General features: G+C 36.1%; 19 protein-coding genes and 2 pseudogenes. 13 read left to right on the forward strand and 8 right to left on the reverse strand.

Features of this window, described 5'->3' with window-relative positions; translation table 11 throughout:
- Window positions 1-34: 34 nt before the first annotated feature.
- The 3 genes from MUA90_RS00625 (at window position 35) to MUA90_RS00635 (ending at window position 3,501) form a co-directional block, all read left to right on the forward strand.
- Window positions 35-589, forward strand: a complete 555-nt coding sequence (locus tag MUA90_RS00625) for a TetR/AcrR family transcriptional regulator (RefSeq protein ID WP_023014806.1) — start codon at window positions 35-37, stop codon at window positions 587-589.
- A 93-nt stretch (window positions 590-682) separates the two neighbouring features.
- Entirely contained in the window at window positions 683-1,891 is a 1,209-nt protein-coding gene (locus MUA90_RS00630) for an MFS transporter (protein WP_262587675.1), read from the forward strand.
- Between the two features lie 752 nt (window positions 1,892-2,643).
- Window positions 2,644-3,501, forward strand: a complete 858-nt coding sequence (locus MUA90_RS00635; protein ID WP_262587677.1) for a DUF262 domain-containing protein — start codon at window positions 2,644-2,646, stop codon at window positions 3,499-3,501.
- 361 nt (window positions 3,502-3,862) lie between these two features.
- Here MUA90_RS00635 and MUA90_RS00640 read toward each other — a convergent pair.
- The 3 genes and pseudogenes from MUA90_RS00640 to MUA90_RS00650 all read right to left on the reverse strand — a co-directional run bounded on the left by MUA90_RS00640 (window position 3,863) and on the right by MUA90_RS00650 (window position 6,747).
- A pseudogene (locus MUA90_RS00640) lies at window positions 3,863-4,711 on the reverse strand (S-adenosyl-l-methionine hydroxide adenosyltransferase family protein).
- 316 nt (window positions 4,712-5,027) lie between these two features.
- Window positions 5,028-6,410: an NAD-dependent succinate-semialdehyde dehydrogenase gene (locus MUA90_RS00645; protein ID WP_262587678.1), complete on the reverse strand. Its 1,383-nt coding sequence runs from the start codon at window positions 6,408-6,410 to the stop codon at window positions 5,028-5,030.
- Window positions 6,373-6,747 carry an APC family permease gene (locus MUA90_RS00650; protein WP_398577360.1) on the reverse strand — a complete coding sequence of 125 codons (375 nt, stop codon included), beginning with the start codon at window positions 6,745-6,747 and terminating at the stop codon, window positions 6,373-6,375. The genes MUA90_RS00645 and MUA90_RS00650 overlap by 38 nt, the downstream gene beginning before the upstream one ends.
- On the opposite strand from MUA90_RS00650, the pseudogene MUA90_RS00655 reads away from it, so the two are divergent.
- A pseudogene (locus MUA90_RS00655) lies at window positions 6,714-6,809 on the forward strand (hypothetical protein); the annotation flags it as partial. The gene MUA90_RS00650 and the pseudogene MUA90_RS00655 overlap by 34 nt on opposite strands.
- A gap of 173 nt (window positions 6,810-6,982) precedes the next feature.
- On the opposite strand, the gene MUA90_RS00660 reads toward MUA90_RS00655, so the two are convergent.
- Window positions 6,983-7,309, reverse strand: a complete 327-nt coding sequence (locus tag MUA90_RS00660) for a PH domain-containing protein (protein WP_262587681.1) — start codon at window positions 7,307-7,309, stop codon at window positions 6,983-6,985.
- Window positions 7,310-7,351: 42 nt separating this feature from the next.
- Window positions 7,352-8,845 carry a catalase gene (locus MUA90_RS00665; protein ID WP_262587684.1) on the reverse strand — a complete coding sequence of 498 codons (1,494 nt, stop codon included), beginning with the start codon at window positions 8,843-8,845 and terminating at the stop codon, window positions 7,352-7,354.
- Between the two features lie 197 nt (window positions 8,846-9,042).
- On the opposite strand from MUA90_RS00665, the gene MUA90_RS00670 reads away from it, so the two are divergent.
- Together MUA90_RS00670 and MUA90_RS00675 are read left to right on the forward strand one after the other, a co-directional pair.
- Window positions 9,043-9,465, forward strand: coding sequence for a cupin domain-containing protein (locus MUA90_RS00670; protein ID WP_105993971.1), 423 nt, complete (start codon window positions 9,043-9,045; stop codon window positions 9,463-9,465).
- Between the two features lie 364 nt (window positions 9,466-9,829).
- Window positions 9,830-10,366 carry a hypothetical protein gene (locus MUA90_RS00675; RefSeq protein WP_262587686.1) on the forward strand — a complete coding sequence of 179 codons (537 nt, stop codon included), beginning with the start codon at window positions 9,830-9,832 and terminating at the stop codon, window positions 10,364-10,366.
- Window positions 10,367-10,611: 245 nt separating this feature from the next.
- On the opposite strand, the gene MUA90_RS00680 is transcribed toward MUA90_RS00675, so the two are convergent.
- Window positions 10,612-11,124, reverse strand: a complete 513-nt coding sequence (locus MUA90_RS00680) for a DUF4242 domain-containing protein (RefSeq protein ID WP_262588772.1) — start codon at window positions 11,122-11,124, stop codon at window positions 10,612-10,614.
- Between the two features lie 262 nt (window positions 11,125-11,386).
- On the opposite strand from MUA90_RS00680, the gene MUA90_RS00685 reads away from it, so the two are divergent.
- The 3 genes from MUA90_RS00685 to MUA90_RS00695 all read left to right on the forward strand — a co-directional run bounded on the left by MUA90_RS00685 (window position 11,387) and on the right by MUA90_RS00695 (window position 15,530).
- A complete protein-coding gene (locus tag MUA90_RS00685) occupies window positions 11,387-12,307 on the forward strand; it encodes an FAD:protein FMN transferase (protein WP_262587687.1) in 921 nt (306 codons plus the stop codon).
- A gap of 97 nt (window positions 12,308-12,404) precedes the next feature.
- Window positions 12,405-13,670, forward strand: coding sequence for a DEAD/DEAH box helicase family protein (locus MUA90_RS00690; RefSeq protein WP_262587689.1), 1,266 nt, complete (start codon window positions 12,405-12,407; stop codon window positions 13,668-13,670).
- Between the two features lie 87 nt (window positions 13,671-13,757).
- Window positions 13,758-15,530 (forward strand): DEAD/DEAH box helicase, encoded by a 1,773-nt coding sequence (locus MUA90_RS00695; protein ID WP_262587690.1) that lies wholly within the window; start codon window positions 13,758-13,760, stop codon window positions 15,528-15,530.
- A 69-nt stretch (window positions 15,531-15,599) separates the two neighbouring features.
- Here MUA90_RS00695 and adhP read toward each other — a convergent pair whose 3' ends face one another.
- Window positions 15,600-16,610 carry an alcohol dehydrogenase AdhP gene (adhP, locus tag MUA90_RS00700; RefSeq protein WP_262587692.1) on the reverse strand — a complete coding sequence of 337 codons (1,011 nt, stop codon included), beginning with the start codon at window positions 16,608-16,610 and terminating at the stop codon, window positions 15,600-15,602.
- Window positions 16,611-17,018: 408 nt separating this feature from the next.
- Here adhP and MUA90_RS00705 point away from each other — a divergent pair, with 408 nt between their 5' ends.
- The 4 genes from MUA90_RS00705 (at window position 17,019) to MUA90_RS00720 (ending at window position 24,157) form a co-directional block, all read left to right on the forward strand.
- On the forward strand, window positions 17,019-20,039 hold the full coding sequence (locus MUA90_RS00705) for an NADH-dependent flavin oxidoreductase (protein WP_262587693.1): 3,021 nt from the start codon (window positions 17,019-17,021) through the stop codon (window positions 20,037-20,039).
- A 17-nt stretch (window positions 20,040-20,056) separates the two neighbouring features.
- The gene (locus tag MUA90_RS00710) at window positions 20,057-21,445 is read left to right on the forward strand and encodes an MFS transporter (protein WP_262587695.1); all 1,389 of its coding nucleotides are present in this window, start codon (window positions 20,057-20,059) and stop codon (window positions 21,443-21,445) included.
- Between the two features lie 165 nt (window positions 21,446-21,610).
- A complete protein-coding gene (locus MUA90_RS00715; RefSeq protein WP_262587697.1) occupies window positions 21,611-22,972 on the forward strand; it encodes a hypothetical protein in 1,362 nt (453 codons plus the stop codon).
- A 111-nt stretch (window positions 22,973-23,083) separates the two neighbouring features.
- Window positions 23,084-24,157, forward strand: coding sequence for a M20 family metallopeptidase (locus MUA90_RS00720; RefSeq protein WP_262587698.1), 1,074 nt, complete (start codon window positions 23,084-23,086; stop codon window positions 24,155-24,157).
- A gap of 250 nt (window positions 24,158-24,407) precedes the next feature.
- Here the strand turns inward: MUA90_RS00720 and MUA90_RS00725 are convergent, their stop codons facing one another.
- On the reverse strand, window positions 24,408-25,139 hold the full coding sequence (locus MUA90_RS00725) for a nuclease-related domain-containing protein (RefSeq protein WP_262587699.1): 732 nt from the start codon (window positions 25,137-25,139) through the stop codon (window positions 24,408-24,410).
- Window positions 25,140-25,213 lie beyond the last annotated feature (74 nt).

The following is a 25,213-nucleotide window of genomic DNA, read 5'->3' on the forward strand; positions in this document are numbered from 1 at the left end:
GATTAAAGTAAATAATGAAGAAAGAGTGAAGATTATGTCTCAAAAACGCAACGATTTATTAGCAGTCGCAGAACAATTGTTTTATGAATATGGATTCAACGGTGTCGGATTGAAACAGATTATTCAAGAAGCGAACGTTGCGACAATGACATTGTATAATCACTTTGATTCAAAAGAGAAGTTGGTAGAAGCGGTTTTAAAACAACGTGAAGCGCGCTATTGGGAATATTTAGATGAGTATACAAAAACTAAACAAGTACAACCTCTAACCTGTATTGTGAAAGCTCATTGTAAGTGGCTGAAAGATTATTCTTATAAAGGTGATATGTTCTTAAGAGCGATTGAAGATTACGCTGAAAGTAATCAAGACATTGTTTCTATTGCTAGAGGACATAAACAACGTTTATTAGATTATTTAGAGCACCTCACTGCAGAACAAGGATTAGAAGATCAAGAAGCATTAGCGATTCAATATGCATTACTATTAGAAGGCACAACTTCTATGACCGCATTAGTCGGTGTGGATAAAGCAACAGATCACGCATTACGTATTGCGGAGATGTATTTAAGGGAAGCAGCATACAAATAGAATTTAAAAAGATAAGACTTCAGTATTTAAAAAATGCTGATTTTCTTTTACACTAAAGTAGAATGAACGTTATATCCAAAAGGAGAGAAGTTTATGAGGTTTTCTAAGCTGATTATACCTGGTATTTTAATGATAGCTGTGACATATGGACTGGGTCGGTTCAGCTTTGGTTTGTTTTTACCAGATATTTCAAAAGATTTAAGTCTGACACCGACACAGGCTGGTTTAATTTCATCACTGTTCTATTTATCTTATTGTTTTTCCATTATCTTTGCGACATTTAAAACTGATAAAGTCGGGCCGAAAAATATGATTATGGCCGCAGGTTTATCAGTATTAATCGGACTTATTTTAATTGGTATCTCACCTAATTTAATGATTCTTGCCTTAGGTGTGTTATTTGCGGGTGCTAGTACAGGATTCGTCTCACCGCCTTATGGTTATGTGATTTCATTATGGATTAAATTAGAGGAACAAAGTAAAGCGAACACTTGGATTAACTCAGGTACAAGTATTGGTTTGATGCTTGCTGGAGTCACTGCAATGATCGCATTTTTAGATTGGAGAACGATGTATCTCTCCTATGCAGTACTCGCGCTTATTATGTTGATGTGGAACTTTATAATTATTCCAAGTTTAAATCAACCTCTTGAAATTTATACAGGTTCATTTAATTTATTAGATGTTAAAAATGGCAGTCGTATTGCTTTAGCTTCTACCTTGCTAGGTATTGCGACTGCACCATTTTGGACATTCTCTAAATCTTTCGTTCAAGCCACAGATCTTTATACAAACTTTCAACTCTCTATTTTCTGGATTTTAATTGGGGTCTTCGGCATTATTGGAGGTGTTTCAGGCAACATCATTGAGCAAAAAGGCATACGTTTTGCTTATAATTTAGGTGTGATTGCGATTTCTGCCGCATCCATTTTACTCGCACTTGCGCAGTTGTTATGGATTACACCTTTTATTGCCTCTTCTTTATTTGGCATTAGCTATATTTTCTTAACAGGTGTACTAATGGTTTGGGGCATTCGTGTCTATGTTAGAAATGCGTCAATCGGTATCGGCATTCCTTTCTTACTCCTGGCAGTCGGACAAGTAATCGGTTCTATCCTAGCAGGACCACTAATAGTTTTCCTAAACTACAAAGCAACCTTTGTTGTATTTGGTTTAATCAGTTTAAGCGCGCTATGGATTTATCCTAAATTTAAACTCAAAGATAACCCAGTGCCAGAAGCAGAATACAGTAAATTGCAAGAAGATAATAAACATGTGTTGAAAGATTTTGAGGAAGAATAAAAAAAGAGAGTCGTGCTTATATGTTAGGTGTATGCATATATACTATGATAATTATTTGCTTTTCAATTAAAGTTTGGTGTAAATATGAGTAATCTAAAAACCTGAAAGCAGTGATATAAGCTAAATCGTATATTTTAAAGGAGCTGTTATAAAATTAAAAAACAAGTGTTTTGTAGTGTTATTATAAGCTGAAAATTTTAAAAATGAGAATTGATGATTTTGATTGATATCATAGGCTTGGGTACTTAAGGCATCAAACTACTGTATATAATAGCCGAACATAAAATAATATGGGAGAATAAATGACTGTTCTTGTTTGATTAACTTGATTAATAAACATATGTTGATTTTAGAATGAAAATTTCAAAGCATAAAGTGTAATCAACTTTTTAATTCTAATATTTAACATAATATGATATACTTTTCGAGAATAATTACACTTCAACCAAAATATCAAAGTTCAAAATATCTTAAAATGTTGAAGATAGTGAGATTTGAATTGCATCAATTTATAAGGGACACAGAAAATAGAATGGAGTCATTTTGAATCGATAAAATTGTTGAAGTTGTATAGGTTTAGACAAATGTTTACTATGGTTAGTTCGAAGAGTATTGGAAATCTATAAAGAAATCTAAATGAGTAAAAAAATAACAATTATTAAGGATTGATGCTAGATAAAAAATTTTGATTGAAAATAAATATATAAAAGAGGATGTCAGTAATTACTTAATAATAAAAAAAGGGTATAAGTATGAGTTTTAATACTGAAAACAGAACAATTAAGGATATATTTCAACGAGCAGCTGAATATAAAGTACCAAGATACCAAAGAACTTATGTATGGAAAGTAAATAATTGGTCAGAGCTTTTAACAGATGTTACTTTTACAATTAACACAGATTCTGACGCTAATTGGTCTCACTTTCTTGGAACAATAGTTTTAAATGATAAAAATAAAAATTTGGGAACAGCTAAGGATCCAGGGGTGGATTATTATGAGATTATTGATGGTCAACAACGTTTGACTACAATCTTTATTATTTTTGCAGTTATTGTAAAACACTTAAATGATATGGATAATGAAGAAGCTGAAAACCGTGCTAAATTTATAAAAAATACTTATTTAACAACTTTAAAATCGACTAATGAAACAATTTCTAAAATTAACAATCCAGATTTTCATTCGTCACTCCTTTCAATCTTAGATTATATAAGCAAAGACTCAAAAGTAAAGCTAGAAAAGAGCAACAACACTCTGTATCATGTTTTTAACTACTTTGATGATTATATAAAAGAGAAAAGCTTTGAAGAAACAGACATGTTTTTAAACCAACTACTAAAGATTAATATTGTCGAAATTGTATCTGGAGAAGAAGAGGAAATTTATAACATTTTCGAAGTGTTAAATGCTAGGGGACAAAAGTTGAAACAAATGGAGTTACTAAAGAATCATATAATGAAATATGTCCAGCCTAGAACGGATGATTTTATTGATCACTCAAAAAACAAGTGGAATGATTTAATAGAAATCACCAAAAATTTATCGGATATTGACAGTTTGATTAATCATTTTTCAAAATGCTATATAAAAAAAGGGCAGAAAATATAAACTCTGTATACAAATTAATAAAAGAAGAAGTTAGCATAGATAAACTTTCTGGTCTGTTAGATGATTTACATGAATTTGCAAAATCTTATATGGAAGTTAATAAGGTAGAAAAATCTAATACGGCAGTTGAATATTTTAATATCAAAAGAAATCAACAGATTCGTTCTCTTTTAGCAACAATAAATCTTCTGAAGAATATAATAGATACAAAAAGTTATTGGAAGAGGTTGAAAAGTAAAATTAAAACCTGTATAAAACCTAAAATAATGAAAAAGAAACTAAGAGAGCCCTCAATGCACTGAGGCTCTCTTTTACATTTATTCAACTATATTTTAATCATTATAAGAATCACTAGTAGAGGTTAGAAGGTTGGTCCTTTGGTTATTTCGATACGCCAGTCATTTCCTGTGCCAATATGATAGAGTTTAGAAAATGAATTTTGGTTGACCGCAACGCCTATATTAACGAGTGAGTTAATGTAAACTAGAGGTTCACCAATGTTGACGTCCGCAAAAGAACGTACGAATTTCATGATGTTTTGATAGACTTTGTTTTCACGGTTATAAATGGTCACAATCAGGTTATCTCCATGGTGTATATCATTCTCTTTAAAGTAAGAAAGTGGAATGTTGGTCCATAGAGAGCCGAAGCGGATATCTAAGACATCAATATAACCGATGAGTGTATCGCCTTCTTGTCTAGAATCGTTGATTGGAAGCTGTTTGATTGAGTCTAAATCAATAGACTGGCCTAAATCTTCAAATTCAATTTGACCGGCAGCTAAGCGAGCGCCATTATAGGCATAAATATCACGACCATGGAAAGTATGACTTTCTTCAGAATGCGGTAAACGACTTTTGACTTCATCTATCGCAATGACTGATTAAATGCCTTCATAATGCAGTATATGTGTCAGTGAACCGTTATCTGGTGTAATGATATAGTGACCTGTTTTGGTCAAGCAAGCAATACTTCTGCGATCACTGCCTACACCAGGGTCAACGACAGAAACAAAGACTGTGCTTTTTGGCCAGTATTTCACAGTTTGGTAGAGACGATAGGAAGCCACCCAAATATCATAAGGTGGAATGTCATGTGTTAAATCACTGATGAAGATATTGTCACTGACCATACGTGCAACACCTTTCATTGCGCTGACTGCACCGTCTTCTATACCAAAATCTGATTGTAAAATTAAGTTGTTACTCATCTTTATTCTCTCCTCTAATGTGTGATTCTTCAGATGACGGACTTATTATTTAAAAAATCTGAAAACTTTAAACGTATGCCTATATTATGCCCTTTTCATATGAAAGTCAATCTCCTTTTAAAATACTAGGAATTCAATATAAAAATATGCTTAGTATTTAAATTTTCTCAGTTTTAAAACTGAGGAGGCGTTTAACTTTAATTGGTAATATTATTTTTAGTAGTACGTATAGGCTCAATAAAAAATCGATGAAAACACTTAAGGTTTTCACCGACTTTTTGTTTGAGACTTGATTTATTACTTGTTTTTAACTAGTTTACATATCGCCGATAGATAAATATTTCGTTTCTAAATATGGCTGAATACCTTCAATGCCGCCTTCTCTGCCATAACCACTTTCTTTCATACCGCCGAATGGGGCATGTGCAGCAGAAGGGCCGCCATCGTTCCATCCAATAACACCATAATCTAAATTATTATAGATGTAGAAACCAGTTTTATAATTATTAGTGAAGAAGTAAGCAGCTAAACCGAATTCAGTGTCATTCGCCATTTTGATTGCGTCATCTAAATCAGCATAAGCCATAACAGGCGCTACAGGACCAAATGTTTCTTTATGCATAATTTCCATATCTTGATTCGCATTTGAAATGACGACTGGTTTTAAGAAATTGCCGCCTAGTGATTCAATTTCATCCAATGAACGAGATAATTGTCCGCCTTTAGTTTCTGCATCTTTAATCTGATGAACGACTTTATCTACTCCATCTTGGTTGATTAACGGACCGACATCTACTCCTTTATCTAAACCGTTACCTACTTTTAATTCATGTACTTTTTGTATTAATTTATCTACATATGTATCGACAATATCCTCATGTACATAAATACGGTTGGCACAAATACATGTTTGACCGGCATTTCTGAATTTAGTTGCGATTGTTTGATCGACAGCATCATCAATATTTGCGTCTTTGTGCACAATTACGGGTGCTAGACCACCGAGTTTCATAGTGACATTCTTAACAGAACTAGCAGCGCCTTCAATCAATTTCTTGCCGACAGGTGTAGAACCTGTAAAGGTAATCTTTTGAATGATTGGACTTTCAGTAAAAATACGTCCAGCATCTTTACCAGATATAATAACGTATTGAATAACATCTTTTGGGATGCCTGCTTCATGTGCTAGTTCTACTAAACGGATTGTAGTCAGTGGTGTTTGTACCGCTGGTTTACATACAATCGTACAACCTGCAGCTAAAGCAGGTGCCATTTTACGAGTAATCATTGTGGCAGGGAAGTTCCAAGGTGTAATCGCACCGACAACTCCGACAGGGAAAGATTGAACAATGATCTTTTTTGAAGCGGAATTTGCTGGAATAGTACGTCCATATAGACGTTTTGCTTCTTCTGCATACCAATCAACGTAGGAACGTGCATAATCAACTTCACCTAGAGCTTCTTTTAAAGGTTTGCCGCCTTCTTTTGTAATCAGTTCAGCGAGTTCCTCTTTATGTTCATCAATTAATTTTGACCAAGCCCATAATTTCTCAGAACGTGTATGGGCATCTACTTCACGCCAAGATAGAAAGGCATCATGTGCTTTTTCTATTTGCTTATTCATTGTAGCTTCATCCGTATACTCAAGTGTTTCAATCACTTCATTCGTTGCTGGGTTCAAAACTTCTAATTTTGTCATTTTCTACCACCTTATTTTTCCTTTTTTGTACATAATATAAAATCGCTGCTATTCCATACCAAACAAAGACAATTAGCCATTCAGAAGGCCATATTAATGATGATGGCATTCCTGGTAAGTAAATAATGATGAACGATAAACTTAAAATAATTGCAATGACACCTATTGCTTTACCATTCTTGATTTTATAAGGTCGTTTTAAATCTGGTGCTGCTTTTCTTAACTTTAAGAAAGAGAGTGCAACCAATAAATAACCAATTACTACTCCAATACCCCCAGCGTCCACAATCCACACTATAGCGGGATAAAAATAATAGGGTGATTTATTTAGGCGCATTCCCCCAAACATTGCCACCAAGTTTAAGAATCAGTTATATGATTTTATCTAAACTGTTGAAAAGCAATAGAATTTGTAATTACTCTTCAGAAAAGCCATCAAATGATTAAAATAGAAGAATTCATATTCCAGTATAAATAAGTAAAGAAGCTATCAACTCAGAAAAGATGATAGCTTCTTCTTTGTTATTAAAAGAATTAGTAGTACCTCAATATTGCACTAAAACTTTTAAAAGTTATTTTATTTGTGATATTACATAGTCTTTAAAGCTTTCAGCGCTGTCTTTGTTGAAGTCGGTTAATTTAAATGTGCCGATTTCAAACGTTAAGTTCAATGTATCGTCTTCAAGTTCAATGGCTTTGATTTCATTATAAGCGATATTGCGGTAATAAAATTCTCCTGCCATATCTACATTTAAAATCAGACGTTCATTCGTTGCGACATACGCTGCTTCAAAGATTTTGATTTCACCATTCATCGGATAACCCATTTTACCTAAGACTGAAGCTTGCTGAGATTCAGTAGGGAACAGGTCATCAGGATTTACTTTATCTAAAATCATAAGCTACCTCGCTTAATTAGTATTACCTAGGAAATAACAGGTTTAGTCTTCAGCGTTTAAATCGATGCTGTTGATATCGATACCCATTGCTTTTGCGACACCTTTACCATAGTCAGGATCTGCTTTATAGCAATGACGGATATGACGTTCTTTGACTTCTAAAGTGACACCGTCCATTTCGTTAGCAGTGTTTTGGAAGATATGTTCTTGTTGTTCTGGTGTTTGTAAACGGAATAATTTACCAGGTTGTTCGAAGTAGTTGTCGTCATCTTCACGGAAGTCGTATTCATATGCTGGGCCATCTACAACATCCATAGGTGGACGTTTATAGCCAGGTTGGCTTTCCATTGCGCCTGTGCTGTTAGGATAGTAGTGTGTGCTGCCGCCTTGGTTGCCGTCTAAGAAGCGGCCTTGTCCATCGCGTGCGAATGGACATAAGTTTTCAACACCGACACCTTTAGGTTGGTTGACTGGGATTTGCCAGTGGTTCACACCTAAACGGTAACGTTGTGCATCTCCATAAGAGAATAAACGCCCTTGCAACATTTTATCTGGTGAGAAGTCGATACCAGGTACAATGTTAGTTGGTGCGAAAGCAGCTTGTTCTACATCCATGAAGTAGTTGTCAGGGTTGCGGTTTAATTCGAATTCACCCACTTCGATTAATGGATATTCATCTTTAAACCAAACTTTTGTTAAGTCGAACGGATTGTCTTTATGATTGCGTGCTTGTTCTTCTGTCATCACTTGGATGTACATTTTCCATTTAGGGAAGTTACCTTCTTCAATCGCTTCGAATAAGTCGCGTTGTGAAGATTCGCGGTCTTTCGCAATCACTTGTTCTGCTTCTTCAGGTGAGAAGTTTTTAATGCCTTGTTGTGTACGGAAGTGGAATTTCACCCAAACACGTTCGTTATCTTTATTTAATAAAGAATAAGTATGAGAACCAAAACCATGCATATGTCTGAAGCCTCTTGGAATACCGCGGTCAGACATTAAGATAGTTACTTGATGTAAAGCTTCTGGTAATGAAGTCCAGAAATCCCAGTTGTTTTGTGCACTGCGCATGTTTGTACGCGGATCACGTTTAACAGCGTGGTTTAAACTTGGGAATAATTTAGGGTCTCTGAAGAAGAAGACAGGTGTATTGTTACCTACAAGGTCCCAGTTGCCTTCATCTGTATAGAATTTTAATGCGAAACCTCGGATATCACGTTCAGCATCAGCGGCACCGCGTTCACCTGCTACAGTAGAGAAACGTGCAAACATCGGTGTTTGTTTACCGACTTCTGCGAAGATACTTGCATCTGTATATTGTGTAATGTCATGGGTTACTGTGAAAGTACCGAAAGCACCTGAACCTTTAGCGTGCATACGGCGTTCTGGAATTACTTCACGATCAAAGTGAGATAATAGTTCTAAGAAATAAACGTCTTGCATTAATAATGGACCACGTCGCCCGGCAGTTGCTGAGTTTTCACGGTCTCCTACGGGATGGCCGAATAAGCCTGTCAGTTTCGACTTGTCTTTACTCATGTTCAACACTCCTTATTTATAATAATTCTAATCTGATTGTACCATGTTAAATAAGATTGAGTAATTGAATCGGCTCAATACTTTGAATATTTTAACAACTAATTTTGAAAGGTTTGTGAATTCTCAACAAAATACATATAAAATTAATAAAAAGGGGTAAAATATAAATGAAGAGAATATACGAGGAGGGTTTTAAAATGACTTATAACTTTGAAGACCAAGGCAAAAAACCAGTTGTAGATAATATTGAAGGTATGACACTAGAAAATGAAAATTATCGTACTACAATTTGGACAGGCTCTAACATTCAAGTGACATTAATGACTATTCAACCCGGAGATGACATCGGTTTAGAAATCCACCACGGAATCGAACAATTCTTACGTATTGAACAAGGTAAAGGCTTATGCCAAATGGGACCAAAAGAAGACGATTTAAACTTTGAAAAAGAAGTAGGTCCAGACGATGCAATCTTTGTACCTGCAGATACATGGCACAACGTTACTAATAAAGGCGACGAACCATTAAAATTATATTCTATCTACGGCGGACCAGATCATAAATTCGGCACAGTGCATAAAACACATGAAGATGCAGAAAATGATCCGAACGAACATTAATCAAATTCAATAGCTAAATAATAAACACAGAACACTTCACTATGCTAGCAATAGTATAATGGAGTGTTTTTACATTCAAAGCAAAAGTGTAGGTATGTATTTGAACCTTAGAGCTAACCATGTTTTTATACATGATTGAACTAGTTTTCTAAAAGAATGTTGGTAGAGCTTGAGATGCTAAATCGCCCATTTAACAATTTTTTATTTCGTTAAGAGTTCATAGGTGCGTTGTTAATTAATCGACATATAAGAACGAAAAGTCAACACTTGGGGAATCTTTGCCAATATATTTTGTTATTTTGATAGGATATATTAGTAATTAAATTATTAGTAAAGGAGAAAGGTTGAAAAGAGAAAAGAATTTTTGGGCAAAGTAGTCTTAAGTACTGTTGTTCTAACTGGTACAGTTATCGCTCCTGTTTTAGAAAATAGTCACTTTGTAAAAGCTGAAGAACAACAAAAAGAGGAATTTGGCCAGTTGGAGAAAATTAATAGTTCTGAAGCTACTATAAAATTAAACAAAGGTTTTACATATGCTGTAAATGATAATGGAACGGCATCTATAACAAAAGTAGCAACTGGAGAAACTAAAAATCTTCCAAGTTCTGCTAAAGATATGAATGGAAAGAGTGTTACTTTGAGTTATATTAAATCTGATAAAGGCTTGAAGATGATGGTTATAGATGATAGTCAATCTGTTCAACTTTACGGTTGGAAAAAAGGGTTAAAATGCGGTTTAGGCACAGCTGGTGGTGCAGGGACTGTAGGTTTAGCTGGATTTGGAGTTGATGGTCCAGTGGGGGGCGGTTGTTGGAGCTGTTTCTGGTGGAATGAGTGGAGCAGCAGCATCTTGTTTTTAAGTTTAAGAGGTGATGAATTATGTTTAACAAACCTAAGATAGTTTACACGCCTACTTTTAATATTATTTTGATTATTGTAGGTATACTTGCTTTTTTATTGTTCAATTTTATTATTGAGACGAGTTTTATTATTAGTTTAATAATGCTGATTGTTCCTATAACAATCGCAGTGGTAAACCTAAAAAAATTTAGAGACACATAACAAAGGGGCTGTATTTATGTCCCAGCCCCTTTTCATACATAATTGCAGAAGTAGGATGAAATCTACTACTGCTAAAAAGATATATTACATTTTTTCGATATCATCAATTGGCGTATCTACTGCTTTACGTGCTCTGCGTACCGCATCTTCATCTGGTGCATTATATAGGCAGACACATTTTGACATGTCTTCGCATACATACGTACGTTGTAATTGAACTTCTGGTACTTCTTCATAGTGTACTGAGTTTTTTCTTTTACGCTCAAGGTACTGATCCATTGTAATACCTTCAGGGATATTCCAAGTAACTAAATAATCTACTTTTGCATCGCCTTTTTTGATTTCATCTAAATCCTTGTCTACCAAACGTACTTCTTTAATCGTTTGAGGGGAAATCGATGCACTTTTTAAATGTTGTGTTGCGGCCTTCTCATCATCAGCTTCTACAATGAAATAACCATGACTTAAATCTTCAGTTGCTTGTACTTCTACTAAAGTGGGCGCATTTGTTTGAGATAAATCTTTCACTTTGCTTTCTAACTCTTCTTTAGAATTGATAGGTGATAAATCAGTGGTTTCTAATAAATATAAAGAAATGAATATAACCTCCAAATTCGATATTGGATTCATAGTACAACAATTCTTATCAGAATACAAAGAATTGAACGGTGCAATTAAAATGAAGCTGTGATTTAGAATAATATAATTACATATATAGATAATGATTTAGGCAATACTAATGAATGCTTGCCAATCTAATTCATGTTCTACGTGAAACACATTTGGATTTTAATGTTCTAAACTGCAATAAGTTTGCTAGTATGAAAGTGAAGCGAATGAAATACGAGGAGCGAACGTGATGAAACAAAGTGTAATTCGATTAATGGGTACACGCATTACCTTGCAAATAGAACATCCAAAAGCTGAAGTGTTATTGTCACATGCTGAAGAAATGCTTAAAGATTATGAACGACGTTTCAGCGCAAATGACAATACATCCGATTTAATGTGTGTGAATCAAAATGCAGGGATTCAACCTGTCCAAGTAGATGAAGATTTATTCGAGTTGATTGAACAAGCGCTTGCGGTGAGTTTATCATCTAATTCAAAATTTAATTTAACAATTGGACCTTTGGTGAAGTTGTGGAAAATCGGCTTTAAAGATGCACAATTACCAAGTGACGCAGAGATTCAAGAACGTTTACAGAAAATCCAGCCTGAAAATGTTGAGCTTGATCATGAAGCACGTACAGTGTATTTAAAAATACCAGGTATGGAAATTGATTTAGGTGCGATTGCGAAAGGTTATTTCGCAGATCAATTAAAAGCATATTTTGTCTCTCAAGGGGTTCAAACCGGCATTATTGATTTAGGCGGGAATGTATTGACAATCGGCCACCCTTTAGACAAAGAGAAGTGGACAGTTGGCATACAGCAACCGGAATCGAAGCGCGGACAAATGATGGGCGTCATTGAAATAGAAGGGCAATCGGTAGTGACCTCTGGTATCTATGAACGCTATTTCTATAAAGACGGTAGACTCTATCATCATATATTAGATTCTAAAACAGGCTATCCAGCAGAAGGGGATATCGCAAGTATTACGATTGTATCTGATCAATCCATTGATGGTGAAATCTGGACGACTGTCTGTTTTGCAATGTCGATTCAACAAGCAATTGCGGTGTTGAATGAGATTCCCGGGATTGAAGCGGTAATCATCAGTAAAGAGAATGAAGTATTTAAGACACAACGAATGACACACCTAACGCTGTTTTAAATCATTATGCAGTCTGGCATATATTATAACTTTAATATCAGTTATACTATAAGAAAAGCAGAGAGAAGAAGTATGAATTTAAACAGGGGGTATATCGATGAATCAGTTAGTACAAAACACTTTATCGGCATGGGCATTAATTGAAACACTACAACCTGGTGAAGTCGAGGGCATAGATGATTACTTAAGTGAAACAATGTTTGAACAGCGTGAAAAGCAAAAGGTTATGCGTAAGTTTGAAACTTTTGAGCCGTTATGGGAAGCAGATAAATTTAAGTTGTCTGAACCACAAGCCGTAAAAGCACAATTACAATTTCAAATGTATCGTCATTGTTTTAGATTTGCGGAGATTGAAAAAGAACTTCAACAAATGTTCGATGAGGAAGAAGTCTACAATGAAAGTTCTAAAATTTGTTACGGCTATACGTTTATGGTAGATAATCAAGGTAAAGTATTGCTTGATACACTTTATGTTCCAATGCTTATGAGCGCGATGAAAAATATGACGAAGAACCCGAATGAACAAATAGAATCTGTTTACGGGGATCATTTTGAACGTTTCAAACATGAATGTGACGAGATATTGGGAGATAATGTGCTGACAGAAGTTAAGTTGAATCATATGGATAGAGTATATGAACAATATTTTGCACGCTATGAAACCCGATTTTCAGGCTTTTTTAAACATGCGACCGCTGTTAGAGTGGTTAAGCCTGGAGATCAAATGAATGAATTGAATAGCTTTTACTTAAGTGATATAGAACAAGCCAAACAAGCACCTAGTACAACACTTACTCATTACATTGAAGGTGTTGCAGATATGGATAAAATTGAAATTGATGAAAACAGAGAAGGTAATGAAGCTATCTTACAGCCAAAGTATTATCCAGATGGCAGATGGCCATCACTTGTTGAACATAGACTTTCACTGATGCAGCAAGTGGCTGTGAATCAAATTACCAGTGGTCACCAACATGTCAGCTCTGTCAATGGGCCTCCTGGAACAGGTAAAACTACATTACTAAAAGATATATTTGCCCATAACATTGTTGAAAGAGCTAAGGTATTAGCGGAATTATCTTCTCCTAGAAAAGCCTTTGAGGCAAGAAAAATTCATGAGACGGATGCTAGAAAAATGTATTTTTTAAAGGACTCCATTGCGCAATTCAAAATGGTGGTCGCATCTAGTAATAATGGTGCTGTAGAAAACATCACAAAAGATTTGCCTAAAATAGCAGAAGTGATTCGACAAGGCGAAGATTCTTCATTTATGGAATATGAGTTGGCTTATCAAAAAGAAGCCTCTAAATTAAAAGATTTCAGCAAAATTGCTGAAAATATAATTGAAGAACCTGCATGTTGACTGTTTTCAGCTGCGATGGGCAAAAGAATAAATATCGATGTAGCGATAAAACATGCTTTGAAGGATAACTCGAACAATTTAGTTCAATTGTTAAAAGAACAAGAAAAAGAGATGGATGTCTCTCGATCATGGGAAGAGGCTCAGAATAATTTTAAAGAGACTTTAGATAAAATTAAACAACTAAAAGCAGATATCGAAAAAGGTATACAGCTTAATCACAGCTATCAAGATGCCATTGCAACATCTAAGCAGCTACAAGCGAAAAAAGCACACCACCAACAGCTGCTTGAACAAATAGATGCTGAAACTGCTCAAAATAAAACCCATCTAGAAGAAACAGAAAATGAACTCCAAGAAAATAAAATGGAACAAGAACTTTTAAATCATACATTATCACAAGAAAAAAGCAACAAGTCAGCGTTAGATAAACTCGTAGGTTTTTTCAAAGGTGACACGAACCAAGATTCAAAAAATCCTGATCTAAGCGAAAGAGTCACAAAACTTATAGATGATAGAGATAGTCTTAAACAAAAGCAAAAAACATTTAAGCAACAGGCAATTGAGTTAGAAAAACAAAAGCAAAACAGCACATCAAATATTGCACAAATTAAAAAGCAAGAACAAGCCCAAGAAGATGCAATCCAACAGTATGAAACATTTAAAGCGCAACATAGCAGTGTGCAATTTTCTGATGATGCCTTTTGGGCGAAAGAGAATTATAAGGTTCGACAAGAAAAAGTGCTTAACACTTCAGATGAGCTGCAATTTTATCGAGGACTGTTGTTTATTCAAGCCATGGTGCTGCATAAATTAGTGCTGTTAGGTAATGTGAAATCAGTTCAAGCTGGACTTTGGGACTTTGAACGACGCTATGAATATATCAAGGATAAACCAGAAAAAGTACAAAATGCATGGAATGTATTGCACCTTGTATATCCAGTTATCAGTACGACCTTTGCGAGTTTTAGAAATATGTATCGTGACATGCCTAAAGACTTTATAGACTATCTATATATTGATGAAGCAGGACAAGCGGTACCTCAAGCTGCGGTTGGCGCAATGCAACGTGCACGACAGGTTGTGGCAGTGGGCGATCCGATTCAAATTGAGCCTGTAGTGACGCTTGATAACCATCTAATCGATTTAGTCCGTAAAGCGTATCAAGTGCCGGAACGATTAGTCAGTGCAGAAGCGTCTGTACAAAGCATTGCTGATAATGCCAATGTTTTCGGCTATTGGAAAGGAACAGATTCGGGTAATCCAACATGGATAGGCATTCCATTGTGGGTACATAGAAGATGTCTGAATCCTATGTTTGATATTAGTAATATCATTGCATATGAAGAAAAGATGGTACTTCCAGATTACATTAAGAAAAAGCCAGGACAAGCATCATGGCTTGATATCAAAGGTAAAGCAGGGCCAAAACAATTTGTTAAAGAACAAGGAGAAGCAGTGGTTAATTGTCTATTAAAAGACTGGAAAAAAGCTCTGCAAAATGGTGAATCTGCACCAAGTACGTATGTAATTTCACCGTTTACCAAAGTGAAAGATGAAATTAGAAAATCTGTACGCAATGCATTACAAATAGAAATTAATTTAGATAGAAAAGCAGCTAGTGAATGGGCGAAAAAATCAATTGGAACAGTGCATACATTCCAAGGTAAAGAAGCGGATAAGGTTTATTTTGTGACAGGAACGGACGACACGCAAAATGGTGCCATTAAATGGTCATGTCAAAAACCTAATTTGATTAATGTTGCTGTCACACGTGCTAAAAAGGAATTTGTGATTATCGGAGATAAGGAAAGAATAAGTAAACTAGAAAATTATGAAATTATTGCAGAACATGTAAATTAAACAATAGTGTATTAACGAAATTAAAAGCCAGACCCCAAATGTGAGGTCTGGCTTCATTTATAATGATGATTAATGACGTAAATCAATGACCATACGACCGTTGATTTTACCTTCTTCCATTTCTTTAAAGATATCTTGAACATCTTCCATTGGACGTGTTTGTGTTTTAGGAACAACTAAGCCTTCAGCACCGAATTGGAAAGCTTCTTTTAAGTCTTCGCGTGTTCCGACTAAAGAACCTACGACATGGATACCGTCTAAGACTAAACGAGTAATAGATAAGTCCATAGATTCTGTAGGTAAACCTACAGCAACAACAGTACCGCCGGCACGAACAGATTCAACAGCTGAATTGAAAGCTTGTTTTGCTACGGCTGTAACTACAGCAGCATGTGCACCGCCAACATGTTCTTGGATATATTTTTCTACGTTCACTTCTTTAGGGTTTAATGTGATATCAGCATCATATTTTTTCGCAAATTCTAATTGACTTTCATTGATGTCTACTGCGATGACTTTCGCATTAAATACTTTTTTCGCATATTGCAATGCTAAGTTGCCAAGTCCGCCTAAGCCGAATAATACTAACCATTCTCCAGCTTTGACACCTGATTCTTTAATTGCTTTATAAGTTGTAACACCAGCACATGTGATACTGCTGGCAGCTTCGCTTGATAAACCATCAGGAACTTTTACTGAATAATCTGCAGTGACGATACATTCTTGTGCCATACCGCCATCAACAGTATAGCCGGCATTTTTAACTTCACGGCATAATGTTTCACGACCAGTTGTACAGTATTCACAATGACCGCATCCTTCAAAGAACCATGCGACACTTGCACGGTCGCCTACTTTTAAACTTGTGACGCCTTCGGCTACTTCTTTCACGATACCAATACCTTCATGACCTAAAATTGTACCTGTTACATCACCGAAGTCTGCATGTGCGACGTGTAAATCAGTGTGACATACACCGCAACATTCCATATCTAATAAGGCTTCTCCATATTTCAAAGGGCGTAATGTTCTCTCAGTAACTTGGGGTTGATGATCTTTACCTACTACGATTGCTTTCATTTAGAAAACCTCCTTACTTAATCACTTTTATTATATATAGGTTGCAAGCAATGTAGTTGTAAGAAATAAGGCTAAATTAGCAACTTTCAATACAAGGTTAGAATAGATGTTTGGATGCAAAGGGAGTAAGTCAAAAGTAAATTTAAAGTGTGAAAAGGTACATGTATAAATTGAGGTGAAACGATGAATGGAATAAATTCATAGAATTGTAAAATTTGTTTGAATATTTATTTGTTAACGTTTTCACAAAGGGTGTTCTATGTTATACTCTCAGTGAAAGTAAAAGAAATGAAAAATTAAGAAAATAAAAAATGAATCACTTGATATTGGACAACTTTCTCATATGCGATGTATGAGAAAAAAATTTTAGGCTATCATGTGAAATAATTCACAAAAGGAGAAGTTGGCATGACAAAGTCTTTATTTGAGAAGGTTAAATTATCATCGGGAGCTGAGTTGGATAATAGAATTTTAATGGCGCCCATGACGATACAATCTGCTTACTTTGATGGATCGGTAACGGCTGAGATGGTTGATTATTATCAACATCGTTCCGGAAAAGTAGGGGCGATTATTGTTGAGAGTTGTTTCGTAATGGATAACGGACGCGGTTTCCCTGGCGCAATCGGTATTGATACAGATGAAAAGATTCCTGGGTTGAAACGTTTAGCAGATGCAATTCATGAGAAAGGTTCTAAAGCCATTTTGCAATTGTATCATGCAGGACGTATGGCAGATCCTAAAATCAACGGCGGAGCAACTCCGATTTCTGCAAGTCCTGTTGCGGCACTTCGTCCGAATGCGGCTGTACCGCGTGAAATGACACCGCTGCAAGTAGAAGATATGATTCATCAATTTGGAGAAGCGACAAGAAGAGCGATTGAAGCAGGTTATGATGGTGTTGAAATCCACGGTGCGAACACTTATCTCTTGCAGCAATTCTTCTCACCTCATAGTAACCGCAGAACAGATGAGTGGGGCGGAAGCAGAAAGAAACGTACACACTTCCCTATGGCGGTATTAAAAGAAGTTCAAAAAGCAGTGAAAGAAAATAATGCAGAAAACTTTATTATCGGTTATCGTTTCTCTCCTGAAGAATTAGAAGAACCTGGTATCCGTTTTGACGATACTATGTATCTGTTAAATACATTGGCAGAAGCACATCCAGATTACTTCCACATTTCTGCGAATAGCTATAAACGTACATCTATTGTAGATACAGCAGATAAAGAACCGCTTATCACTAAATATTTAAAATTACGCAGTGAAACATTAGCTGAAATTCCAATCATGGGTGTCGGCAGTATCGGACAACGTGAAGATGCGGAAGATGCATTAGCACTCGGCTATGATTTATTAAGTGTAGGTAAAGCTTATTTAGTAGAACCGCACTGGGCTGAAAAAGTTGAGAAGAATGAAAAAATCGAAGACTTTGTGGATATTCATGATCAGCGTACATTACACATTCCATCACCATTATGGAAAGTGATGGACTTCATGATTGTCGATAAAGAGGAAGAGCAACGTAAATATGAACGCTTAAAAGCACTTCAAAATAAAAAAGTTAAATATAAACCAGGTACGTATGAAGTCTTCGCAAAAGGTCATAATGCGAACTTGCCTATGAAAGTAGTCTTCTCTGAAGATAAAATCTTATCAATCGATGTGGATGACAGTAATGAGTCTGAAGGTATCGCAAATCCGGCGTTCGAACGTTTGCCAGATGAAATCATTAACGGCCAAACATTAAACGTAGATGTGATTTCAGGTGCGACAGTGACATGCGAAGGTGTAATTGAAGGTGTTGCTGAAGCGATTAAACAAGCAGGTGAAAACCCTGATGTCTTACGTGCACGTCCAAAACCAGTTGTAGAATGGTCTGACGAAACAATTGAAGAAACAACAGATGTTGTAGTCATCGGTACCGGCGGTGCAGGTTTAAGTGCTGCGGCTTCAGTATTAGAACAAGGCAAAGAAGTAATTATGCTTGAGAAATTCGCAGCTATCGGCGGTAATACGATTCGTACCGGCGGACAAGTCAACGCACCAGAACCATCATGGCAAAACCAATTCCCATCATTACATGGTGAACAAGAAACGTTAGAAGCGTTAATGAATCATGATGAAAATGATATTGAAGCAGAATATCTAGAAGATTTCCGTACATTGAAACAACAAATCAAGGATTATCTTGAAACTCAAAAAGAAGGACAAGATTACTTGTTCGACTCTATTGAATTACACCGTATTCAAACTTATTTAGGCGGCCGTCGTGCAGATAGAAACGGCAAAGTGATTACAGGCCGATATGATTTAGTCAAAACACTAACAGACAATGTTCTTGAATCAGTGAAATGGTTAACAGAAAAAGGTGTTCATTTCGATAGAACAATTGTAGATATGCCTGTCGGTGCTTTATGGCGACGCGGCCATAAACCGATGAAAGCTCAAGGCTTAGAATTCATTGAGTCATTAAGCGACTTTGTACGTAAGAATCATGGTCAAATTATGACTGAAACAACAGCAGATCGTCTGATTAAAGAAGACGGCAAAATTGTGGGTGTAGAAGCAACAAAACATAATGGAGCAAAAGTGAAAATCCACACACGTTATGGTGTTGTTATCGCCGCAGGCGGTTTCGGAGCGAATACGCAAATGATTCAACAATACAATACGTATTGGGATAATATTCCTGACGATATTAAAACAACAAACTCTCCAGCCATTACAGGTGACGGTATTAAGCTAGGTGTACAAGTCGGCGCTGACTTAGTCGGTATGGGCTTCTCTCAAATGATGCCGATTTCTGACCCTAAAACAGGCGCATTATTCACTGGATTAATTGTGACACCTTCAAACTTCGTCTTCGTCAATAAAGACGGCGATCGCTTCGTCAACGAGTTTGAAAGCCGTGATGTCTTGTCTAAAGCAGCACTTGATCAAAAAGACGGACTGTTCTACATCATTGCGGATGAAAATATTAAAGAACTTGCGATGAACACATCTCAAGATAAAATTGATAAAGAAATCGAAGAGAAAGTCCTTTATAAAGCAGATACGCTAGAAGATTTAGCGAAACAATTGAATATGGACCCAGAACACTTTGTACAAACGATTGAACGTTATAACGCATTCGTAGATAAAGGACATGATGATGACTTCAGCAAGAATGCCTTTGACCTTAAAATCGAACGTGCACCGTTCTATGCAACACCGCGTAAACCTGCGGTTCACCATACAATGGGCGGCTTGAAAATCGATACGACAGCACAAGTCATTGATATCGATGACCAACCAATCAAAGGCTTATACGCAGCTGGTGAAGTGGCAGGCGGTATCCATGCCGGCAACCGTTTAGGCGGCAACGCACTTGCGGATATCTTCACTTACGGACGCATTGCAGGACAAAGTATTATTAAAAACCACTAGGCGAGGAGGATACAACAATGGCATCAAAAAAGGAACAACAAGCATTTAAACCTGGAACTCAGCTGATCGTTGCGATTATATTATCCATCCTCACTTATTGGTTGTTCGCACAATCATTTCTAAACATTGTGCCGCATGTGCAAAAAGATTATCACATAGATATGACCGTAGTGAATATTGCGGTAAGCTTAACTTCACTCTTTACAGGGATATTTATTGTAGTTGCTGGCGGCTTAGCAGATAAGCTGGGCCGTGTAAAAATGACACGTATCGGGATTATCCTTAGTATCGTCGGATCCATCGCAGTAATCATTTCAAGTATCCCGGCACTCTTAATTATCGGTCGTGTTTTGCAAGGGTTGTCTGCGGCATGTTTAATGCCGGCAACCATTGCGATTATCAACCAGTTCTATCATGATGAGGAACGCCAAAAAGCATTGAGTTTCTGGTCATTCGGTTCATATGGCGGAACTGGAATCGCATCATTCTTTGCTGGTTTAGTAGCGACATTCTTCGGATGGAAATGGATCTTCGTATTATCTATCATTCTATCTTTAGTCGCACTGTACTTATTTAGAGGTGTACCTGAATCAAAAGAACCCGGCGCTAAAAATATCAAATTCGACGTTGTTGGAATTACCATCTTCTTGATTATGATGTTAAGTATCAACGTCGTAACAACACAAGGGACAAGAATGGGATGGTTAAACCCGATTACATTAACACTAGACGCAATCTTTGTAATTTCAGTGATTGTCTTCTACTTCTTTGAGAAACAAAAGCATCAACCGTTTATCGACTTTAGTGTCTTCTCAAATAAAACGTATATCGGGACAGTATCAGCGAACTTCTTATTAAACACAGTTATCGGATCACTTGCGCTGTTTAATATCTATGCACAAGCAGGGCTTGGCTTCTCAGGCTTAAAAGCAGGTTTCGTTACAATTACCTACTTAATCGGAAGTCTGTCTATGATTCGTATCGGAGAACGTTATTTACAACGTAAAGGACCAAGATTCCCTATGATGGCAGGACCTATCTCGATTGCGATTGGTATCTTATTAATTTCAACTGTATTCCTACCGGATATTGTATATATCATCGTGTCAGTGATTGGTTTCTTATTCATAGGTTTAGGACTTGGCTTCTTCGCAACACCGGTTCTCGATACAGCTTTAACAAGTGTACCTGCAGAAAAAGTAGGTGTGGCATCTGGTATTATCAAAATGTCATCCACACTTGGCGCAGCATTTGGTATCGCAATACTCACAACAGTGTACTCATCACTAGAACCTAACCATACACCCGCCTTTGCGGCAGGCGTAGCCTTTGTGGTAGGTGCAGCAGTCATGTTAAGTGCATTTATCGCATCGTTTGTGACGATACCAAAAGGAAAAAACAGATAAGACGAGTAGTTAACTTTGAAAAATTAAATAAAGTCTGAACAAGAAAAGAATTGTTAATCTGGTATAGGTTAGCAGTTCTTTTTGCGTTATGATAGAAACAACTGATTATTTTGTTTGGAACTTAATGTTAATTCTATAAAAATAAATATTAAATGGAGTGAGTAGATGGCAGAATTAACTTATGAAAATATTCATGATTTTTATCATAAACATAAAGGACAAGATAATGTAGAAGTGCTTCAGAGCATGTCACGCTTAGATTTAATCGGCTTTCTTGCGACATTTTACCAATTGAAAAATCAAGTCAAAGCTTTAGAAGATGAATATGAAGCTTTATTGATTGAAAATGAAGAACAAAAATCAATAATGGCATCAGATATTGAGCAAAAGTATCAACAAAGTAAGCAAGTTATATATGATGATTATGTAGAACAAAAACAAAAGGGAAGTTTTCTTCAATCTCATTTGAATCAAAATGGACTTTTAAAATCCTATTTATGGATAGCACTCATTAGTACAGTGATTACAACGATAGTAGGTTCTATCTTCATAAACTTTATCGTGGCGATGCTTGGAGGAAGACCTATATTGATGAAAGAAGCCTTTTTCCTTGTTGTGACAAGTTTAATTTATAGTTTTGTGATTAACTTGATACTCGTCATGACCCCATTAAAATCGAAACAGGATTGGCGTACCAAGCATCAAACAACGCTTTTGAGAGGGAGTTCGATTGTTTTAGCAGCAGTGCTTGCTTTCCTTCCGATGGTCGTCATTACAATAATAGGCGGTGAAGCTTCGGACATGATTAAGTCCTTTACACAAATTTTATTCATGTTTGTAATTGTGCCGCTATTTATTTTAAGTTGGCTATGCCACTATATATTAAGTCATATTGTACCTAAGCATAATGAAGGAGTAACACAGCGTTATTATAAAGAGGCAGCTAAACGCTATCCTGATAATCAGCTTCGAGAACAACTCACTGTCAATCAAAGCTTAGCACAATTAGATCAAGACTTTTATCAAACGCAACAAGATATTGAGACGAATCCTAAATTTAGTGAAAATCTACCTCAATTACAAGAAAAGCTAGACTTACTGTCTAACTTCATCCCAATTAAATTTCAATCTGATGAATTATTAGCTGAGTTAGTGGCACATTTAAGTGAAGGGTATGCGGAAAACTGGAAAGAGGCCATTAAAGAAGCAAGAAATGAATCACACCATAGAGAAATCAGCAGTTACTTAGCCTCTTTGCATGATACGCTCAATCGTTTCTACCAAGACTCCGTGCGTTACTATCAAAATTCTATGCGAAATCAGCAACAAATCAATCAAACGCTTCAAGGCACACAAGTCTTATTGTCAGAAGTCAATCAACAAGCAGCTGAAACCACTGACGCCATAAACCATTTACGTAACAAAATGGATAATAACCATCGTCAACAGCAAGCATTGATCCAGAACATTGACCAAGAAGTGATGCTTCTCACGTCAAATCGAAAAGTGCGTATATATTTAGTTTAACCAGCAATGTATTGATTAAAGTGCATTGCTGGTATTTTTTGTGTTCAATCTATATACCATGCATAAGAATGGGTAGTATGAAAGTAAAATACATTCAATAGGAGGGGTTCAATGTCTTGCACAACAGAGTTGTTGGAGGCTTTAGTAGAGTTTAATAGTGCGAATCAAGCTATGGCGAATAAGACAATCGATTTTTGCGAACAATGGCTGAAAGACAAAGGATTAGAAGCTGAAGTGCTAATCAATGAAGGGTATAAGATGCTGGTTTGTACAGTAGGTAAAGGTGAACAGAAGATAATTTTCAATGGACATGTGGATGTGGTAAGCGGTGAACCATATCAATTTCAGCCTGAAGTAAAGGATGACAAAATGTATGGACGCGGAACTGCAGATATGAAAGGCGGACTTTCTGCCATGATGGCAGCCATCACTGAGTTGAGTACATTAGACTTAGGCAATACCTCAGTTCAGCTGCATATTGTGTCTGATGAAGAAACCGGAGGTAACTTCTGTACTTCTTATTTAGTCGATAACGGTTATTTAGGCGACTTTGCGATTTGCGGTGAACCTACGCAATTAGGTGTAGGCTATAAAGCAAAAGGTGTTTTGCAAATGGATATGTTCTTTGAAGGCAAACCTGCACACGGCAGCAGGCCGTGGGAAGGTGACAATGCGATCATAAAAGCTTTTAAGACATATGAAGCTATAAAAGAACTGCCGTTCGCAAAAGTTTCGAGTGATTTATATGATGCCCCTTCAATCAATCTTGCTAAAATACTCGGCGGTGATGCTTATAATAAAGTACCGCAAAAGTGTGAGATGAATGTTGATATACGCTATTTGCCAGAACAATCCAGTGCAGAGATACTTGAAGAAATAAAAGAGATTACAGATGCCAACGTCAAGATTCATTATGAAGCTGTGCCGGTTAATAATGATATTGAAAGCAAGCCTATGCAGCTAATGCTAAGTTGTATCGAAGCAGCAACCCATTCTTCACCAAAAGTCTTCGGTCAGCATGGTACTTCTGATGCGGCTTATTATTTAAAACATGATGTACCAGCAATAGAGTTCGGACCTTCTGGTTCAGATTGGCATGGGGAAGGGGAGTATGTTGAACTGAAATCTATAGAATCATACCAAACAATTCTCGTTAATTTCGTACAAAGCTTCAGCCGAAAATAAAAAAGAATGAAAAAATCTTAGGAAATTAAAAACAGTATAAGCCTTGTCAAATCAACACTTGTTACACGACCGTCACTCTTACTTCAGACAAACGGCAGTCTGACCTTTGGGTTTAAAATATTACTCTAAGCTAAAAAAGGAAGTATCGTTACCTAAATATAGGTATTGATACTTCAAGCTTTGTTTGTATTAAAAAGAAGAAAGAGGAAGGTAGTTATATTTATGTGATTATTATTGGTAGAGCATTGGGTTAGTGGATATTAATAATTGTTGCATCGTTATTAGCAAATTTATTCAAGGTCTCACAATGAGACATAATTGTGGCACTGTCCATATTTTTACGTGACTTGTTTCTTTGGATTTTCTTTCGGATTATCGTGCTCAATTCTTGTTCTGATGAAGGTGTTTCAACATACTTATAAGCATTGCCGACGAATAGTTCACCTTCTCCCCTATGGTTAAAATAAATAATGTTTTCGATGAAGTCAGTTTTTAGTACACTTTGGCAAAATGTTGTAGATTTCATTACTTGTTGGAAGGGATGTCCATATTTTTTGAATTGAAATTGATTGTTTTCATTACAAAGTATAAAGGTCATATAACTATCATCGTTGTCAGTGAATAAGTATTTTTTCAAACCATCAAGATTATAGTCTTTTAAATTATCTTTGTGGAAGTTAAAGTAAATATCGCCTTTCCAATGTTTGGTTTCTATTGCAAAGAAACCATGATCACAGATGACAAAGTGATCTACTTGATGAATTTCTTCTTCATTTTCAACAATAATATTATTATATATTGCATAGTTTTTTATAAGCTTTTCTTCTTTTAAATTGAGAAATAACTTTTGCAGATGATTACTTGTTATTTGCTCTCCGATATTGAGTGATGACTGTAACAAGTGTTCAAGTGTTTTCACCTTTTTATTTAGCTGTGTGTTTTGCTGCTGGAGTGATTCTAGTGAATTGTTGTGCATAGGCATGTATTCCCTCCGTAGTTAATAGTATTATAGAAAAAGTTTTTTGCAATAGTGTTTAATTACAAAAGTACAATGAT

The sequence above is a fragment of the Staphylococcus sp. IVB6181 genome (assembly GCF_025561445.1).
GTDB classification, from domain to species: Bacteria; Bacillota; Bacilli; order Staphylococcales; family Staphylococcaceae; genus Staphylococcus; species Staphylococcus simulans_B.

Bases quoted from the DNA above. Each gene is read 5' to 3' on its own strand.
- MUA90_RS00710 (WP_262587695.1), top strand. From the start codon at position 20,057: ATGGCATCAAAAAAGGAACAACAAGCATTTAAACCTGGAACTCAGCTG.
- MUA90_RS00685 (WP_262587687.1), top strand. From the start codon at position 11,387: ATGAAACAAAGTGTAATTCGATTAATGGGTACACGCATTACCTTGCAA.
- MUA90_RS00690 (WP_262587689.1), top strand. From the start codon at position 12,405: ATGAATCAGTTAGTACAAAACACTTTATCGGCATGGGCATTAATTGAA.
- adhP (WP_262587692.1), bottom strand. From the start codon at position 16,610: ATGAAAGCAATCGTAGTAGGTAAAGATCATCAACCCCAAGTTACTGAG.
- MUA90_RS00705 (WP_262587693.1), top strand. From the start codon at position 17,019: ATGACAAAGTCTTTATTTGAGAAGGTTAAATTATCATCGGGAGCTGAG.
- MUA90_RS00665 (WP_262587684.1), bottom strand. From the start codon at position 8,845: ATGAGTAAAGACAAGTCGAAACTGACAGGCTTATTCGGCCATCCCGTA.
- MUA90_RS00625 (WP_023014806.1), top strand. From the start codon at position 35: ATGTCTCAAAAACGCAACGATTTATTAGCAGTCGCAGAACAATTGTTT.
- MUA90_RS00720 (WP_262587698.1), top strand. From the start codon at position 23,084: ATGTCTTGCACAACAGAGTTGTTGGAGGCTTTAGTAGAGTTTAATAGT.
- MUA90_RS00725 (WP_262587699.1), bottom strand. From the start codon at position 25,139: ATGCCTATGCACAACAATTCACTAGAATCACTCCAGCAGCAAAACACA.
- MUA90_RS00715 (WP_262587697.1), top strand. From the start codon at position 21,611: ATGGCAGAATTAACTTATGAAAATATTCATGATTTTTATCATAAACAT.
- MUA90_RS00660 (WP_262587681.1), bottom strand. From the start codon at position 7,309: ATGATTTTAGATAAAGTAAATCCTGATGACCTGTTCCCTACTGAATCT.
- MUA90_RS00635 (WP_262587677.1), top strand. From the start codon at position 2,644: ATGAGTTTTAATACTGAAAACAGAACAATTAAGGATATATTTCAACGA.
- MUA90_RS00670 (WP_105993971.1), top strand. From the start codon at position 9,043: ATGACTTATAACTTTGAAGACCAAGGCAAAAAACCAGTTGTAGATAAT.
- MUA90_RS00630 (WP_262587675.1), top strand. From the start codon at position 683: ATGAGGTTTTCTAAGCTGATTATACCTGGTATTTTAATGATAGCTGTG.
- MUA90_RS00645 (WP_262587678.1), bottom strand. From the start codon at position 6,410: ATGACAAAATTAGAAGTTTTGAACCCAGCAACGAATGAAGTGATTGAA.
- MUA90_RS00650 (WP_398577360.1), bottom strand. From the start codon at position 6,747: ATGCGCCTAAATAAATCACCCTATTATTTTTATCCCGCTATAGTGTGG.